The organism is Trinickia sp. NRRL B-1857, assembly GCF_050470685.1.
Classification (GTDB): Bacteria; Pseudomonadota; Gammaproteobacteria; order Burkholderiales; family Burkholderiaceae; genus Trinickia.
The window spans coordinates 2,658,855-2,676,342 of sequence record NZ_JBFLUK010000001.1; the positions used below are offsets into that span (position 1 = coordinate 2,658,855).

12 protein-coding genes and 2 riboswitches are annotated in these 17,488 nt (G+C 65.2%); of the genes, 9 read left to right on the forward strand and 3 right to left on the reverse strand.

Going from position 1 to position 17,488, the window contains the following annotated elements; all coding sequences use genetic code 11:
* Positions 1-11: 11 nt before the first annotated feature.
* Positions 12-1,040: a D-xylose ABC transporter substrate-binding protein gene (xylF, locus tag AB1286_RS11860; protein ID WP_430363467.1), complete on the reverse strand. Its 1,029-nt coding sequence runs from the start codon at positions 1,038-1,040 to the stop codon at positions 12-14.
* Positions 1,041-1,424: 384 nt separating this feature from the next.
* Here xylF and AB1286_RS11865 point away from each other — a divergent pair, with 384 nt between their 5' ends.
* Both AB1286_RS11865 and AB1286_RS11870 read left to right on the forward strand, forming a co-directional pair.
* Complete coding sequence (locus AB1286_RS11865; protein WP_430363468.1) at positions 1,425-2,645, forward strand: XylR family transcriptional regulator; 1,221 nt, start codon at positions 1,425-1,427, stop codon at positions 2,643-2,645.
* Positions 2,646-2,692: 47 nt separating this feature from the next.
* On the forward strand, positions 2,693-3,760 hold the full coding sequence (locus tag AB1286_RS11870) for an aldose epimerase family protein (RefSeq protein ID WP_430363469.1): 1,068 nt from the start codon (positions 2,693-2,695) through the stop codon (positions 3,758-3,760).
* 26 nt (positions 3,761-3,786) lie between these two features.
* Here the strand turns inward: AB1286_RS11870 and AB1286_RS11875 are convergent, their stop codons facing one another.
* Positions 3,787-4,464, reverse strand: a complete 678-nt coding sequence (locus tag AB1286_RS11875) for a hypothetical protein (RefSeq protein WP_430363470.1) — start codon at positions 4,462-4,464, stop codon at positions 3,787-3,789.
* A gap of 119 nt (positions 4,465-4,583) precedes the next feature.
* A riboswitch (glycine riboswitch) is annotated at positions 4,584-4,690 on the forward strand.
* Positions 4,691-4,710: 20 nt separating this feature from the next.
* Positions 4,711-4,875: riboswitch (glycine riboswitch) on the forward strand.
* A gap of 90 nt (positions 4,876-4,965) precedes the next feature.
* On the opposite strand from AB1286_RS11875, the gene gcvT reads away from it, so the two are divergent.
* The 6 genes from gcvT (at position 4,966) to AB1286_RS11905 (ending at position 14,361) form a co-directional block, all read left to right on the forward strand.
* Positions 4,966-6,084, forward strand: coding sequence for a glycine cleavage system aminomethyltransferase GcvT (gene gcvT, locus AB1286_RS11880; protein WP_430363471.1), 1,119 nt, complete (start codon positions 4,966-4,968; stop codon positions 6,082-6,084).
* A gap of 76 nt (positions 6,085-6,160) precedes the next feature.
* Positions 6,161-6,541: a glycine cleavage system protein GcvH gene (gcvH, locus tag AB1286_RS11885; protein WP_430363472.1), complete on the forward strand. Its 381-nt coding sequence runs from the start codon at positions 6,161-6,163 to the stop codon at positions 6,539-6,541.
* 78 nt (positions 6,542-6,619) lie between these two features.
* Positions 6,620-9,571: an aminomethyl-transferring glycine dehydrogenase gene (gcvP, locus tag AB1286_RS11890; RefSeq protein WP_430363473.1), complete on the forward strand. Its 2,952-nt coding sequence runs from the start codon at positions 6,620-6,622 to the stop codon at positions 9,569-9,571.
* A gap of 355 nt (positions 9,572-9,926) precedes the next feature.
* Positions 9,927-10,928: an alginate lyase family protein gene (locus AB1286_RS11895; RefSeq protein WP_430365043.1), complete on the forward strand. Its 1,002-nt coding sequence runs from the start codon at positions 9,927-9,929 to the stop codon at positions 10,926-10,928.
* A gap of 128 nt (positions 10,929-11,056) precedes the next feature.
* Complete coding sequence (locus tag AB1286_RS11900) at positions 11,057-12,445, forward strand: L-serine ammonia-lyase (protein WP_430363474.1); 1,389 nt, start codon at positions 11,057-11,059, stop codon at positions 12,443-12,445.
* Positions 12,446-12,654: 209 nt separating this feature from the next.
* A complete protein-coding gene (locus AB1286_RS11905; RefSeq protein WP_430363475.1) occupies positions 12,655-14,361 on the forward strand; it encodes a thiamine pyrophosphate-binding protein in 1,707 nt (568 codons plus the stop codon).
* A gap of 52 nt (positions 14,362-14,413) precedes the next feature.
* Here the strand turns inward: AB1286_RS11905 and AB1286_RS11910 are convergent, their stop codons facing one another.
* Entirely contained in the window at positions 14,414-15,343 is a 930-nt protein-coding gene (locus AB1286_RS11910) for a hypothetical protein (protein WP_430363476.1), read from the reverse strand.
* 410 nt (positions 15,344-15,753) lie between these two features.
* Here AB1286_RS11910 and AB1286_RS11915 point away from each other — a divergent pair, with 410 nt between their 5' ends.
* A complete protein-coding gene (locus AB1286_RS11915) occupies positions 15,754-17,487 on the forward strand; it encodes a tetratricopeptide repeat protein (RefSeq protein WP_430363477.1) in 1,734 nt (577 codons plus the stop codon).
* Position 17,488: the final 1 nt, after the last annotated feature.

Genomic DNA, 17,488 nt, shown 5'->3' on the forward strand with positions numbered 1-17,488 from the left:
TGGTCCGGCGTTTATTGGCCCGAGAGCTGCGCTTGCGTGTAGAAACCATCTTTGACGACGACGTCGACGTTCTTCTTCGTCAACACGATCGGTTGCAGCAACACCGTATCGACCTTCTTCTTGCCGTTGTCGTACTGCGCGTTGAACGCGGGCTTGGTGCCCTGGGCCAGATCGACGGCAAGCTTCGCCGCTTCGGATGCGATCAGCTTGATGGGCTTATAGACGGTCATCGTCTGCGTGCCGGCGATGACGCGCTTGACGGCCGCGAGATCGGCGTCCTGGCCCGAGACCGGTACCTTGCCTGCGAGCTTTTGCGCGGCCAACGCCTGGATCGCGCCGCCGGCCGTGCCGTCGTTCGAGGCGACGATGGCGTCGATCTTGTTGTTGTTGGCGGTCAGCGCGTCCTCGACGATGCGCAGCGCCGTCGAAGCGTTCCACTCCGGCACCCATTGCTGGCCGACGACCTTGATCGCGCCGCTGTCGATCGCCGGTTGGAGCACCTTGAGCTGGCCTTCGCGCAGCATCTTCGCGTTGTTGTCCGTCGGCGCGCCGCCGAGCAGGAAGTAGTTACCCTTCGGTTGCGCGTCGAAGACGCCCTTGGCTTGCAGCTCGCCGACCTTTTCGTTGTCGAACGAAATGTAGGCGTCCACGTCGGCATCTAGGATCAGGCGGTCATAGGACACGACTTTGATGCCGGCCTTTTTCGCTTCCGCCACGACGTTGCCGAGCGTCTTCGAATTGAACGGCACGATCACGATGACGTCGACGCCGCGCGAGATCAGGTTTTCGATCTGCGAGATCTGCCGCTCTTCGCTAGCATCGGCCGATTGCACCGAGACGGTTGCCCCGAGCTTTTTCGCGGCGGCGACGAAGTAGTCGCGATCGCGCGCCCAGCGCTCGACGCGCAGGTCGTCGATGCAAAAGCCGATGACGGGATGGTCCTTGCTTGCGTGCGCGAGCGGCGCCGCGAGCGTCAAGCCCGCAAGAACCGCGCTCGCGACGAACGAGCCTAAAATGGAACGACGCTTTGCGAATGCCATGTCTCCACTCCTGTCTTATATATTGGGCGTCGCTGTTGGCCGACGATGCGGCGCGTGTGCGCGGCGACTCGCACGCACGCAATGAGGGTGCCGCCGGGACGCCGCGAGCTCGGGCGGCCGGTTGTCGGAGTGCGGCCATGGTGCAGCGGCGCGGCACGCGCCACAATTGCGAAATTGCGCAGCGGCGATAACGTTTCTTGCCGACGCGTGGCGAAGATGGCGGCAGGCGCACCATTCGCGCCTAAAATCGCGGAAGGCGTCGTGGGGACAAGCGGCGAAGCGAAAGCGGGCAGTAACAACCGGCATCGACCGGCAACGATCGATAGGAGACGACACCATGCTCTACGCCGCCAGGGCTGCGCGAGATAGCGCGAGCTTGCGACGATGACGAGGGCGAGCGCCCCCGCGCCGCAAAAGGCGCATCGCATCGCGCTGCTGTTCAATGCGAACAAGGTCTACGACCGCGAGATCATCACGGGCGTCGGCCAGTATTTGCTGTCGACGCGCGTCGGCTGGAATCTGTTTCTGGAAGAGGACTTCCGCTGCCGGCTCGGCGGTATCGAGCGCTTCGACGGCGACGGCATCATCGCCGATTTCGACGACCCGGCCGTGTGCGAAGCGTTGGCCGATTGTCCGCTCCCCGTCGTGGCCGTGGGCTCGTCGTTCGAGGATCCGTCCCACTATCCGGACAATGTGCCGTATATCGCCACCGACAACGTCAAGCTCGTTTCGCTCGCTTATACCCATTTGATCGGCGCCGGTTTGCGGCACTTCGCGCTTTATAGCCTGCCGCTTTCGAACGAACACCGCTGGGCGCACCAGCGCGAACTCGCGTTCGCAAGCCTGCGCGAAGCGGACGGCCGCACGCGCGAGCAGATCGATGCCGAGATCTATCGTGGACTGTCCACGAGCGCACCCACCTGGAATCAGGCGATCGAACAATTGACGAGCTGGCTTCATGCGCTGCCCAAGCCGGTCGGCATCATCGCCGTCACCGACGCCCGCGCGCGGCAGTTGTTGCAGGCTTGTTTGATCGCGGGCATTCCGGTGCCGGAGGACGTGGCGATCATCGGCATCGACAACGATCCGCTCACGCGAACGTTGACGCGCATTCCGCTTTCGTCGGTGATCCAAGGTACCGAGGAAATGGGTCGCACGGCCGCACACATGCTGCACCAGATGTTGCACGGCGCGCGCTTCCCGGGGCGCACGATTTTAGTGCCGCCCGTCGGCATCAACGTGCTCGATTCGACGAAGCATCAACCGCTTGCGAGTCCTTACGTGGCGAGAGCCCGGCATTTCATCCGCCAGTACGCCTGCCAGGGCATTCGTACGGAACAAGTGGCCGACTACGTTGGCGTATCGCGCTCCTCGCTCGAAGAGCATTTCCGCCGCGAGCTCAGTTGCACGGTGCATCAAGAGATTCTTCGGCAAAAGCTCGATGCGGCTAAGGCGCTGCTCGTCAAAGGCGACGTATCGAGCGCGGATGTGGCCGTTCGCTGTGGTTTCAAGTCGGTCCAGTATTTGCATGCGGTGTTTCGCCGCGAGCTCGGCTGCACGCCGCGCGAGTTCCAAGCGCGCTCGACCGCTCACGAGCCGGTTTGAGCGCATGGACCGCGCCTTTCGCCCTTCATTTCCAACTTCTCGAGCCTATGATCAGCACTGCTAAGTTGTCGCACGAACCTTGGGGCACGCTACCCGACGGACGATCTGTCCACCTGTTCACACTGCGCAACGCGCACGGCATGCGCGTGTCGATCAGCGAACTCGGCGCGACGCTCGTTTCGTGGCACGCGCCCGATCGCGCGGGACGGCTCGGCGACATCCTGCTTGGGCACGACACGCCTGCCGAATACTGGGACGCGAAAAGCTATATGGGCGCGCTCGTCGGCCGCTGGGCCAATCGCATCGCCGATGGGCGCTTCACGCTCGACGGCATCGCCTATACGGTCGATCGCAACGAGGGTAGCAATTCGCTGCACGGCGGAACGGCGGGTTTTCATCGCGCGTTTTGGACGGCGCGCGAGGACGACGGCGCGCTCGTGTTCTCGCTCGATTCGGAAGAGGGCGACGCGGGCTTCCCCGGCAATGTGCAGGCGCAAGTGCGCTACACGCTCGACGACGACGGCGAATTGACGATCGATTATTCGGCGCGTACCGACGCGCCCACGCCGCTTAACCTAACGAGTCACGGCTACTTCAACCTGACGGCGCAAGCGGGAGCCGACATCAAAGGTCACGTGCTCTCGATCGACGCCGATGCTTTCTTCGAGGTCGACCCCACGTTGATTCCGATCCGGCAAGTCGCCGTGGCGGGCAACGCGTTCGACTTTCGCGAGGCGGCGCCGATCGGGGCGCGGCTCGAGTGGCCGCATGAGCAGCTTTCGCTCGCGCGCGGTTTCGATCATTGCTATGTGCTGCGCGAGCCGCAAGGCTTGGGAGAGCGGGCCGTGCGCGAGGTGGCGCGGCTATACGATCCCGCAAGCGGGCGCGAAATGACGGTATCGACCGATCAGCGCGGCTTGCAGTTCTACACGGGCAATTACCTCGAGGGTGTCCCGGGACGTCATGCTCGCACTTATGCGCGCTACGCGGGCCTTTGCCTCGAGGCCGGCGGTTTTCCGAACCAAATCAATATGGCCGATCGCGAGGACGTCATCTCGCGACCCGAAAAACCGTATCGCCAGGTGACGCGGTATCGCGTCGGCGTCCTCGACTGACGGGCCATGCCCCGGCGGCACTGCGGCTACGAGACGCACACATACCGGCAGACTTCATGGTCCGTGCGTACGCCGGGATGCTCGCGCGTGGCCTGCCAAAGCGGCGAGGCGCCGACATTGCCGTCGTGTCCATGATGACCGCGCGCGGCGGCGCGGCGGTGCGCTTGGGCATCGGTCCAACGGGCGAAGTTCAACACGTGGGCTTCGTCGCGCGTGGCGAAGAAATTCGCTGAGATGAGACCGTCGGGCGGCTCGGCATCGCCGTTCAGGGCGAGCGTCACCCTATCGATCCAACTCGCTTGGATGATGGCGCTGGGCTTTTCGAGCGATTGCCGCACCACGACGAGGCATTCTCCGGGGCCGCTGCGCCCGGAACTCCACCCGCCGGCCGGCACGGCCACATCGACCCAGTGTGCGACGGCCTGCGCGGCCAGCGGTTCGATGGCGCGGGCAATGGCGTCGACGACGGTGCGCTCGGCCGCCTCGAAGCGACTGACGCGCCAAGCGGCGACGAAAAGTAGGGCGTTGGCGTCCGTATCTCGGTAGACATCGGCCAGTGTTCCGGTCGGCACGGTGCGGGCATGTTCGATCAACGAGGGCATCGCGCGCTCGAGCGCCTCGCGCGATGCGAAAACGACGCGGCCTGCGGCGAGCAGGCGGATATCCGGGTCAATAGGGTTGAAGCGGTTCGACAGGGGCGACATGAGCTTTTTCCTCCTCCGTTGCATTACGTTACCGCGTCTTGGCGATGCCTGCCGTACACATCGCTCGCTTTCGTTGACCGGCCCTCATTTGACAACCCTGTAACGCTCGCGTAAATTTCGCGCACGCGTCGGGAGAGCGCGCTCGCGGTAGGGTTTTTAGGCCCGCCGGGACGCCGCCGAAGGGGCACACCCACAAACTCTCAGGCAAAAGGACCGACCGCGTCGAAAGACCTGTTCGCACAGGTGTTTTCGCACTCTGGAGAGTGGCGGTAGTTCGTGGCGGCGCACCGGAAAAGACCGGCCCTTGCGCGCCTGAGCAAGCCGCCCACCGAAGGGGCGCGCGTCGAGCGGGATACGGAAATACGTCCCCGCCGGCGCAATCTCTCAGGTACCGAGGACAGAGGGGGCATGCATCGCATTCGTCGCAGGCATTTGAGCCCGCGCGCGTCGACTGGCATGGCCCTTTTTGTTTTCGCGAAACCTATGCGCGCCGAGGCTCCCATGACCGAACTGAAACAGACTCCCCTGAATGCCGCTCACCGTGCGCTGAATGCGCGCATGGTCGATTTCGGCGGCTGGGACATGCCCGTCAATTACGGCTCGCAGATCGACGAACACCACGCCGTGCGTACCGACGCGGGCATGTTCGACGTGTCCCATATGTGTGCGGTCGATGTCGCGGGCGCGCAGGCGCGTGCCTTCTTCGAATGCGCGATCGCCAACAACGTCGGTAAGCTCCAGACGCCGGGCCGTGCCCTGTATTCGTGCATGCTCAACGAAGACGGCGGCGTCATCGACGATTTGATCGTCTACTTTTTCTCCGACGATTTTTTCCGCGTCGTCGTCAATGCCGGCACGGCCGATAAAGATATCGCCTGGTTCAACGCGTTGAACGCCGAGCGCGGCTTCGGCCTGTCGATCACGCCCCGGCGCGATTTGGCGATCGTGGCCGTTCAGGGTCCGAACGCTCGCGCCAAGGTTTGGCAAGTGCTGCCGTCGGTACGCGAAGCGACCGAGCCGCTCAAGCCGTTCAACGCCGCGCGCGTCGACGCGGCGCCCTACGGCGAACTGACCCTGGCGCGCACGGGCTACACCGGTGAGGACGGCTTCGAGATCATCGTGCCGGCCGCCCACGTCGTCGCGCTGTGGCAAGCGCTGGCGGGCGCGGGCGTGCGGCCCTGCGGGCTCGGCGCGCGCGATACGCTTCGCCTCGAAGCCGGCATGAATTTGTATGGCCAAGACATGGACGAAAAGGTCTCGCCGCTCGACGCCGGGCTGGCCTGGACCGTCGACCTGAGCGCGCCGCGCGCGTTCGTCGGCCGCGCCGCGCTGGAGCGCGACGGGGCGCGTCAAGAATTCGTCGGGCTCATCCTACAAAAAGAGAACGGCAAGGCAGGCGGCGTGCTGCGCGCGCATCAGAAAGTCGTGACGCCGCACGGCGACGGCGAAATCACGAGCGGCACGTTCTCGCCGACGATGCAAGAATCGATCGCATTTGCGCGCGTGCCGAAAGGCGTGCGTCCGGGCGATGTCGTGCAAGTCCAAATCCGGGACAAAGCGTTGCCCGCAAGCGTGGTAAAACTGCCGTTCGTGCGAGGCGGCAAGGTGCTCGTCGCCTAAGGGGCGGCCCGCGCGCGAAGCTGAAAACCTTATCGATCCCATTCCAACGCATCCACCCAATCACTAGGAGTCCCAAATGAGCAACGTTCCGGCCGAGCTGAAATACACCGACGAACACGAGTGGATCAGAGCCGAAGCCGACGGCACCGTGGCGGTGGGGATCACCGATCACGCGCAAGCGACGCTCGGCGACATCGTCTTTCTCGAATTGCCCGAAGTCGGCAAGGAAATCAAAGCCGGCGATGCAGTCGGCGTCGTCGAATCGGTCAAAGCCGCATCGGACATCTACGCCCCCGTGACGGGCGAGATCGTTGCCGTCAACGACGAGATCGTCGACTCGCCCGAGGAAGTCAACGGGGACGCCTACGGCAGCTGGCTGTTCAAGGTGAAGCTCGCGGACGCGGCCTCGGTCGATAGCCTGCTCGACGCTGCCGCCTACGAAAAGCTTATCGGCTGACCCTTCCCCTTCGTTTTTGCCGCGCGGCGGTTCGGCGCGTTTGACGCCGAACCGCCGCGCACCACAAGCCGCCTTATCATGAAACTCGAACACCCGGATCGTCTGATGAACCGCTCCCCTCTCTCGCTTGCCGCGCTCGAAGTGCACGACGCCTTCGCCGAGCGGCACATCGGCCCGGACGGCGCCGACCAGCACAAGATGCTGGAGGTGCTCGGTTTCGAGTCGCGCGCCGCGTTGATCGACGCGGTGATCCCGAGTGCGATCCGTCGCACCGATCCGCTGCCGCTCGGCCCGTTCGCCGAGCCGCGCAGCGAGGCCGAGGCGCTTGCGCGCCTGCGCGAACTCGCGGACAAGAACGAGGTGTTCCGTTCCTATATCGGGCAGGGCTACTACAACACGCATACGCCGGCCGTGATCCTGCGTAACGTGCTCGAGAATCCGGCCTGGTACACGGCCTACACGCCCTATCAGCCGGAAATCTCGCAGGGCCGGCTCGAGGCGCTGCTCAACTTTCAGCAGATGATCGGCGATCTGACCGGTCTCGGCATCGCGAATGCGTCGCTGCTCGACGAAGCGACGGCGGCCGCCGAAGCCATGACGCTGCTGCAACGCTCGAGCAAGTCGAAATCGACCGTGTTCTACGTCGCCGACGACGTGCTGCCGCAAACGATCGAAGTCGTGCGCACGCGCGCCGAGCCGATCGGCATCGACGTGCGCGTCGGTCCGGCCGATGACGCGGCGAGCGCTGGGGCGTTCGGCGTGCTGCTCCAATATCCGGGCGCGAACGGCGACGTGCGCGACTATCGCGCGCTGGCCGAAGCCGTTCATGCGGCGGGCGGCCACGTCGTCGTCGCGGCCGATCTGCTCTCGCTCACGCTGCTCACGCCGCCGGGCGAATGGGGCGCCGACGTGGCCGTGGGCACGTCGCAGCGTTTCGGCGTGCCGGTGGGTTTCGGCGGCCCGCACGCGGCCTACATGGCCGTGCGCGACGAATTCAAGCGGCAAATGCCGGGGCGCCTCGTCGGCGTGACCATCGACGCCCAAGGCAAGAGCGCGCTGCGCCTCGCGCTGCAAACGCGCGAGCAGCACATTCGCCGCGAAAAAGCCACGTCCAATGTCTGCACGGCGCAAGCGCTGCTCGCGATCATGGCGAGCATGTATGCCGTCTATCATGGCCCGCAAGGCTTGAAGACGATCGCACAGCGCGTGCATCGCGTCGCCGCGCTGCTTGCAGCGGGGGTGAAGCAACTCGGTTACACGCTCGTCAACGACACGTTCTTCGATACGCTGACGATCGAGACGGGCGCGCGCACGGCGGCCGTCCATGACGCCGCGAAGCGGATGCGAATCAATCTGCGCCGCGTGAGCGATACGCGCATCGGCGTTTCGGTGGATGAAACGACGAAGCGCGCCGACCTCGCCGATCTGCTCGCCTTGTTCGCGAACGCAGCCGGCGCGATCGACGTGCCGCACGTCGATGCACTCGACACGGCGCTTACGCGTGCCGAAGAGCAAGGGCTAAGCGGTGCGTCGCTGCCGCCGTCGCTCGCACGCACGAGCGCTTATCTCACGCACCACGTTTTCAATCGTCACCATTCGGAGACGGAAATGCTGCGCTATCTGCGCAGCCTCGCCGATAAGGACCTCGCGCTCGATCGCTCGATGATCCCGCTCGGTTCGTGCACGATGAAACTGAACGCGACCTCGGAAATGCTGCCGGTCACCTGGCCCGAGTTTTCGCAGATCCATCCGTTCGCCCCGGCAGAGCAGACGGTCGGCTATCGCGAGATGATCGACCAACTCGAACAGATGCTCGTGGCGGCGACAGGCTACGCGGCGGTCTCGCTGCAACCGAACGCGGGCTCGCAAGGCGAATACGCTGGGCTGCTCATCATCCACGCCTATCACGCATCGCGCGGCGAAGGCCACCGCGACGTCTGCCTGATTCCGGCATCGGCGCACGGCACGAACCCGGCGTCGGCCCAGATGGCGGGTATGAAGGTCGTCGTGGTCGGCTGCGACGAGCAAGGCAACGTCGACATCGAAGACTTGAAGGCGAAGGCGGCCGAGCATGCGGCCAAGTTGGCCGCGATCATGATCACCTATCCGTCCACGCACGGCGTCTTCGAAGCCAACGTGCGCGAAATCTGCGAGATCGTGCACGCGGCCGGCGGCCAGGTGTACGTGGACGGCGCGAACATGAACGCGATGGTCGGCCTCACGGCGCCGGGGCAATTCGGCGGCGACGTGTCGCATTTGAATTTGCACAAGACGTTCTGCATCCCGCACGGCGGCGGCGGCCCGGGCGTAGGTCCGGTTGCGGTCGGCCCCCATTTGGCGCAATTCCTGCCGAACCAGACGTCCACGGGTTATCGCCGCGCCGACAGCGGCATCGGCGCCGTCTCGGCGGCCCCGTACGGCTCGGCTTCGATTCTGCCGATTTCGTGGATGTATATCGCCATGATGGGAGCGAAGAATCTGACGGCGGCCACGGAGGTCGCGATCCTCAACGCGAACTACGTGGCCAAGCGTTTGGCGCCGCACTATCCGGTGCTCTACTCGGGCCCCGGCGGGTTGGTCGCGCACGAATGCATTCTCGATTTGCGTCCGATCAAGGACGCGAGCGGCATCACCGTGGACGACGTCGCCAAGCGTCTGGCCGACTACGGCTTCCACGCGCCGACGATGAGCTTCCCGGTGCCGGGCACGCTGATGGTCGAGCCGACCGAATCGGAATCGAAAGAGGAACTCGATCGTTTCATCGAAGCGATGATTGCGATTCGCGAGGAGATCCGCGCCGTCGAAGACGGCCGCGCCGATCGCGAGGACAATCCGCTCAAGCATGCGCCGCATACGGCGGCGGTCGTGACGGCGAACGAATGGCCGCATGCGTACTCGCGCGAGAGCGCCGCGTACCCGTTGCCCTCGCTCGCCCAGCGTAAGTACTGGCCGCCCGTCGGCCGCGCGGACAACGCCTATGGCGACCGCAATTTGTTCTGCTCCTGCGTGCCTGTCGCCGACTACGCCTAACGGTGCAGCCGTGAGCCCCACGGCGCGAGCCGTCGGCGCGACGACGAACGATCGCAGCCCTTGCCGCGCCTCGGCGTGTGCTTGGGCGCGTCGTTCGTCGCGAATCCCGGTACCATCTCATCCCGCGACCAAGCCAACGAAGGAGCGACCGATGGGGCAAAAGGTGCCGACAGCGATGGCATGTCTGCCGAGCGTGCAACGAACAGCATTGAGTGTGCGTCGCCGCGAACGGACGGAGCCGGTGGGTGAACATGGCCCGACGCTCGTCAAGCCGCGGCCGGGCGGTGCGTCGTTCGCGGCCTGGCTGATCGCGTGCGCGGGCGTGCTCGCGCCGCTGCACGCCGCGCGTGCGGCGATGAACTTTTGCGCGGCGCCGGCCATGCAAACGAGCGAGCGCACGAGCGCCGCGCCGGCCGTGCAAGCGTTGATGAAGAGCGTGGCAGCACGGCTGAACGATCAGCCGAAGCCGCTTGCCCGTCTCCATACCGAAGGCACGCTGCCGCACGAAGGGATTTACGATCAGAGCGTCGAAGCGGAGAAAGAGCTCGAGCTCATGCGCGATGCGGCGCTCGTTTGGCGAGCGGGCGGCGACGAGCGGTATCTGCGCCTCGTCGATCGTTTCTTGCTGGCGTGGGCCACGACCTATCAGCCGAGTTTCAATCCGATCGACGAAACGCATTTCGATTCGATGATCCTGGCTTACGACTTGACCGCGAGCGCATTGCCCGTGAAAACGCGCAACGCGACGGCCGCGTTCATCGCGAAGCTCGCGAATGGGTATGTCGCGCAAGTCGATGCACAACCTCGGCCTTTAAGCGGGACTTATCGCAACAATTGGCAGAGTCATCGCGTCAAGCTGATCGCGATGGCGGCTTTCACGCTCGACGATCGCAAGCTGATCAACACGGCGCAGCGGCTCTTCGTCGAGCAGATCGGTACGAACATTGCGCCCGACGGCGCGACGGTGGATTTTGCCGAGCGCGATGCGCTGCATTACGTGGCCTACGACTTGCAGCCGCTTGTGGAGGCGGCACTATCGGCGCGGCGTCACAACCGCAATTGGCTCGCGCTGCGCGCGCCGAACGGCGCGACGCTTGCGCAAGCGCTCGATTGGCTCGTCCCTTACGCACTCGGCCAGAAATCGCACGAGGAATTCGTTCATTCGAATGTGCCTTTCGACGCCAAGCGGCGCCAGGCGGGCTTGCCGGGCTACTCGGGCGAATGGGACCCGAAGAGTTCGGCGCAATTGTTTCATCTTGCCGCGCGGCTGTCCGGCCGCTACGCGGGCGTCGCGCAGCGCATCGCGCCGATGCCGCCCGCCTGGCTGTCGGTCTGTCTGCCGTTGCCGGCGAGATAACGAATCCGCGCGCCGTGCCGGGAGCCGGGCTTGCCGCGTCTTGAGCGGTGCAACCGGCGCTTCGGGCGGGCGCGCATACTTATCAACCCGGGGCGCGTACATCGCCCCGATTAGTGTGTGGAGCAACAATGGCTGTTAGCGTTTTCGACCTCTTCAAAATCGGCATCGGCCCTTCGAGCTCGCATACGGTCGGGCCGATGCGCGCCGCGCTGCTGTTCGTGCAGGGGCTCGAACGCGACGGCTTGCTTGCCCAGTGCGCCTCGGTCAAGGTGGAGCTGTACGGTTCGCTCGGCGCGACGGGCAAGGGCCACGGGACGGATCGCGGCGTCATGCTGGGTCTGATCGGCGATGCGCCCGATACGGTCGATCCGTCGACGATCGCGGCACGGCTCGATGCCGTTCAGAAGTCGCGCCGGCTCGCCCTTCACGGCACACATGAAATCGGCTTCGTACCGAAGGAGCAGATCGCCTTTTATCGGCAGGCGCTGCCCGAGCATCCGAACGGGATGAAGCTGCGCGCGGCGGACGTGGCCGGCGCGGTGCTGCGCGAGGCGACGTATCTGTCGGTCGGCGGCGGTTTCGTCGTGACGGCCGGCGCGCCCAACACGAAGGTGCTGCAAGCGGCCGATCAACGCGCGCATCCGTTCAGCACCGGCAACGAACTGCTCGCCATGTGCGCATCGACAGGCAAGTCGATCGCGCAACTCATGTGGGACAACGAGCGCGTATGGCATACCGAAGCGCAAACGCGCGAAGGCTTGCTGAAGATTTGGGACGTGATGCAATCGTGCGTGGCGCGCGGTTGCGGGATCGGCAATGCCGATGCCGACGAGACGCTGCCCGGACCGTTCCAAGTCAAGCGCCGTGCGCCGCAGCTCTATCGCGCGCTCTCGGGTAATCCTGAGCAGGCGTTGCGCGATCCGTTGTCGATGGTCGATTGGATCAATCTGTACGCGATCGCCGTCAACGAGGAGAACGCGGCGGGCGGGCGTGTGGTTACGGCGCCGACGAACGGCGCGGCCGGTATCGTGCCGGCCGTTTTGCACTATTACACGCGCTTCGTCCCTGGGGCGAACGAGCAAGGCGTCATCGACTTCTTGATGACGGCCGCCGCGATCGGCATCCTCTACAAGTTGAACGCGTCGATCTCCGGCGCCGAAGTGGGCTGTCAGGGCGAGGTGGGCGTGGCCTGCTCGATGGCGGCCGGCGCTTTGGCCGCGGTCATGGGCGGCACGCCGAAGCAAGTCGAGAACGCGGCCGAGATCGGCATGGAGCACAACCTCGGGCTCACGTGCGATCCGGTGGGCGGCATGGTGCAGATTCCGTGCATCGAGCGCAACGCGATGGCGGCGGTCAAGGCCGTCAACGCCGCGCGTATGGCGCTGCGCGGCGACGGCAGCCACTACGTATCGCTCGATTCGGTCATCAAGACGATGCGCGAGACGGGCGCCGATATGAAAACCAAGTACAAAGAGACCTCGCGCGGTGGGCTCGCCGTCAATATCGTCGAGTGCTGAGTTCGGCGGCTCGGCTGGTGGCGGAAATCGCCTTCGGCCGATCGGCCTATCGTCGTTCCGCGTCCCTTTCTGGCTGTTCGGCCTCCGCATTCCCGCAGTGACAGCCCCGTCACGTCAGGCGTAAGCTGTCGGCGCCGTCTCTCGCGATTCGCTTGTCAGTCGTTCCCGATCGAACAACAAACTATAGCCAGTCAGGAGGTTGCCGCACTATGTCGAATGTCGCCGATACCGCCAACGTGACCGGAGCGCGGTTACTCGTCGATGCGCTCATCACGCACGGCGTCGACCGCGTTTTCAGCGTACCGGGCGAGAGCTTTCTCGCCGTGCTCGATACGCTCCACGACGAAACGCAGCGCATCAGTACGATCGTTTGCCGGCATGAGGCGGGCACGGCCAATATGGCCGAGGCGACCGGCAAACTGACGGGCCGCCCCGGCGTGGCCATCGTCACGCGCGGGCCGGGCGCCACCCATGCATCGATCGGCGTCCACACCGCATTTCAAGACTCGACGCCGATGATCTTGCTCATCGGCCAATGCGCGCGCGATCACCTCGATCGCGAAGCGTTTCAAGAGATCGACTATCGGCGCATGTTCGGCCAGATGGCGAAATGGGTCGCCCAAATCGACGATGCGCGCCGCATCCCCGAATATCTGAGTCACGCGTTTCACACGGCCTGCTCGGGCCGGCCGGGCCCCGTCGTCTTGGCGCTGCCCGAAGACATGCTCACCGACGTAGTGCCTCGCACAGCCGGCGCGCCGCGTTTTCAGCGCGTGGCTGCTTCGCCCTCGACCGCGCAGATCGAGCACCTTCGTCAGTTGCTCGACAAAGCGCAGCGGCCCATGGTGATCGCGGGCGGCAGCGGTTGGAGCGAACAAGCCTGTGCCGATCTGCGACGGTTCGTCGAGACCTGGCAGTTGCCGATCGGCTGCGCGTTCCGCTATCAAGATACGATCGACAACGACCATCCGAACTATGCCGGCGACGTGGGTCTCGGCATCAATCCGGCCCTTGCGCAGCGCATTCGCGACGCCGATCTCTTGCTCGTGATCGGTCCGCGTCTCGGGGAAGCGACCACGGGCGGTTACACGTTGCTCGATATTCCGAAAACCCGGCAAACGCTGGTGCACGTCCACCAAGGGGCGGAAGAATTGGGCCGCGTTTATGCGGCCGATTTGCCGATCGTCTCGGGCATGCCCGAAATGGCCGGCGCGTTGGCTGCGCTCGAACCGCGCACGGCGCCTGCTTGGTCCGGCACGGCGCAGCAAGCGCATCGCGCCTACCTCGAATGGCGCGCGCCGCGGCCGATGCTCGGCGACGTACAGCTCGGCGAAATCATGGCGCAACTGCGCGAGCGGCTACCGGCCGATAGCATCGTGACGAACGGCGCAGGCAACTACGCGATCTGGCTGCATCGGCATTTCGCTTATCGGCAGTGGCGCACGCAGCTTGCGCCGACGAGCGGGGCGATGGGCTACGGCGTGCCGGCGGCCATCGCGGCAAAAGCGATGTACCCGCAGCGGACCGTCGTCGCCTTCGCGGGCGACGGTTGCTTCATGATGTCGTCGCAAGAACTCGCGACGGCAATGCAGTACGGCTTGAACGTGGTCTTCGTCGTCGTCAACAACGCGCACTTCGGCACGATCCGCATGCATCAGGAACGGCACTATCCGGGGCGCACGCACGGCACGGGGCTCACGAATCCGGACTTCGCCGCGTTTGCGCGCTCGTTCGGGGCGCACGGCGAAACGGTCGAGCGTACGGCCGACTTCTTGCCGGCGTTCGAGCGATGCGTCGCGAGCGGTCTGCCGGCGCTGATCGAAATTCGCGTGCCCAAGGAAGTCAGTACGCCGGCGGCCACGCTCGACGACATTCGCGAGCAAGGCCGGCGCGCACGTGCTGCGACAGTGAAGTAGCCCGTGGGGCATCCTCGCGTTCGGCTATCGCGCGATTGGCTCGACGACGCGGTCAGTGCCCCCGATAAAGCGAGCGCTGATTGTCGGAGAGATCGAACGCACGCGAGGGCGCATGCGGGAACACCGGTATCCGCATCAGCGGTGCGATCAACAAGCGCGGCAGCGTAAAGACGATGGCCGGTGCGTGGACCGATGCGGCACGCGGCGGATGCCGCCGCCGATTCGCGGCTCCGCGCCGAACGGTGTGAGCGCGCGCATGTTGAACGCCCGCGCTTGGTGCTTGCCGAGAGACGGACGGCGGCTCGTTCGGCCGAAGGATCTCGGGCTGCGTAACCGGCGGCGGTGCGTCGGGCGGCTGCGGATCGCTTTGAGCCGGCGGCGCCGGGCGCTCGATTTGTCCGCTGAAGCTTTTGTCGGCCGATGGCTCGGGCTGGCGCGTCGTATCGCGATCGGCGCTTATCGCATCGCTCGTTGCCAATTCGACGGGCGTGGCATCGCTCTTGCCTGCTTGCTCCGGCGTGGAGGGCGCGCTGGCGGGTGAGAACGGAGTGACAGCGCCGGGCGCGGCTACGCTCGCCGGTCTCGTTTCGGCCGGATGCGCGCGTGATGGTTGACTTTGGCTAGGCAGCTGCCTAGCCGCGGGCGCGGCTTTCGCTCTTGGCGGGCTTGCAATCGAATGCCCAACGCGCGTTTGTCTTCTCGAAGCATGCTCGCGACGCAGCCGCGCCGCGTCGGCTTCGCCGTCCGCATGCGCGTTCGCGATCTGCTCGGACAGTAGCGGCATCAAGGCTGACGATAGCGGCACACGTGTCGTCGCCGGATCGGCCGGTACGGCATTCCCCGCTCCATCAAGCATGGGACTTGGGCGACCGGTCGCGCTCGCTCGATCGCCGGCTTCATAGTCAACCCGTTCCGTCACCGTCATGTAGCCGGCGAACGCGCCGACGATCACGGCCAGTAGCAAGCCGGTACCGAAGCTCAAGCCCCAGCGCCGGGCGCCGTTTGCATCGGCGCTCGTCCAATGCCTCGGCAGAAATTCTCCGAACGAAGATCGACGTGCGCGCTCGGCGTCGCGAATGGGCGGCGCGTCCGTCCGGGTCGGCTCGGCGCAGCTTGCCTTCTCCGAGGCGTCAGGCGGCAGGGCCGCGCGGCACGAGGGCTGTCGTGCGCGATCGGGAAATCGAGAAATCGGTGGGGGACGCATGATGTCGAATAAACGACCCGCCGGCCGCTGCGCAATCGCGCCGACGCGCCTATCCTGGCGACTATGTGGCGTTGCGCGCACGCCGGCAATCGGTGGCGGTGTGTCGGCGTGCGTTGGCCAACATACGATCGCGTCGCGACCGTTCTTCATGTGAGTGATCGACAGCCACTTGCCACGAGAAGACGAGCATGAACAACCGGTGCGCGCATCGATGGCTGACGAGCCTGGCGATGGCGCAGGTCCTCACGGCGTCGGCCCAGACGCCGGCTCCAGCCTCACCGCCGCCTTGCGCGCCGGCGCTTTCGGTGACGGATGTCCAACCCCGGTTCCGATTCGAACGAGATTGCGGTATCGACGCTCACCGGCTCGAACGCTTCGCGGCCGATGCCACGCGCGCGGCGTATCGTGCGCATCTGCCGGGAAGCCAGCGCGTCGCTTTCGCGAAGGCGGCCGATTGGCTATTCGACGCGATGCCCGAACAAGGATTCGACGCCGTCGCACCGATCGTGCTGGCCATAGCCACGCGAAGCAGGGCGGGGGAGGACGTCGATTTCGTCGGCCTTGCGCATGCCTGGACGGCACGATACGCGTTGTTGCGTTGGCGAACGCGCATGATGTGGACCGACGATCCGCTCGAGCCGCGCGTCGATGCCGCGCTCGCCGCGCTGGATTTGGACGGTGCGGCCAAGCTGATCGCCGCCGAGCTCGCCGAGCCCGGGGCGCCGGACGATCTGATTGCCGCGCGCAGCTTCGCCGCGGGGATCGTCGAGTGGTTGCGGTTCTTGCCCATGCGCGCGCTGACTTTCATTCGCGTGGCTCACGTGTTGCGGCCCGACGATCTCGGCGTCACCGAGCTCTACGGGGACCTACTTTTCGAGGCGCATCTACTCGAGCAAGGACAGCCGGTCTACGAATCGCTCGTGCTGCGCTACCAGGTGCTTGCGCACGGCAAGCCCGAGCGCTGGCAGCCCGCTTTTGCGGGCGCGCTGGCCAAGCTCGGGCGTTTATATGCCGCCCTATCGCTACCGGCCGACGCGGAAATGGCCGACTTGCGCGCGCTCGGGATCTATTGGCGCCTAGCGCGCGAGCAGCCTGGTCGCTTTGGGCCGACTGTCGCCGATTTGCTCGGCGAGTTGGGTGCGCTGTATCGTGATGCCGACCAGCCGAGCGATGCCATCGATGCCTACCGCGAGGCGCTCAAGCTCGAGCGTGTGCTCGTGCGGCATGACGCCCAAAACTTCACGGCGGATTTGGCGACGACGCTGAACGATCTCGGCGTCTTGTACGCGACGGCGCATCGCACCGACGAAGCACGCGACGCGTACGCGGAAGCGCTCGACCTGCAACGTTCGCTCGTCAGACAAAACCCGTTGGCCTATGAGTCTGCACTGGCTCGGACCTTAAACAATTTAGGCAACCTAGACAGCGACGCAGGCCAGTTAGCCCAAGCGGAGCAAGCCTATGGCGAAGCGCTCGCCATTCGTCGCAAGCTCGCGCATGAAAGCCCCACGCACGGTGCGCCCGAAGTTGCGCGCACGCTGACGAACCTCGGCGTGTTGTACCGACGACAGGGCAGATCGTTGCAGGCCGAGCGGGCGTACCGCGAGGCGCTGCGCACGTTGGCATCGTTCGAGACCGCAGCGCCGGGCACTTTCGATGCGGAGCGTGCCCGCACGCTGAACAATCTCGGCGTGCTTTTGAGCAAGGTGCGCCGTTTGCGTGAAGCGGAATCGGTGTACCGGCGCGCAGTTGCGCTCTACGGCACGCTCACGAAAAAGCAGCCGGCCGTCTATCGAAGCGACTATGTGCGCGTACTAGGCAATCTCGCGAAGCTGTACGACGAGACGGGACGCAAGCGCGAAGCACAAGCCGTGCTGAAAACGATGGCCAAGGTACAGCACGATGCGGCTGAATCGTCGTGAC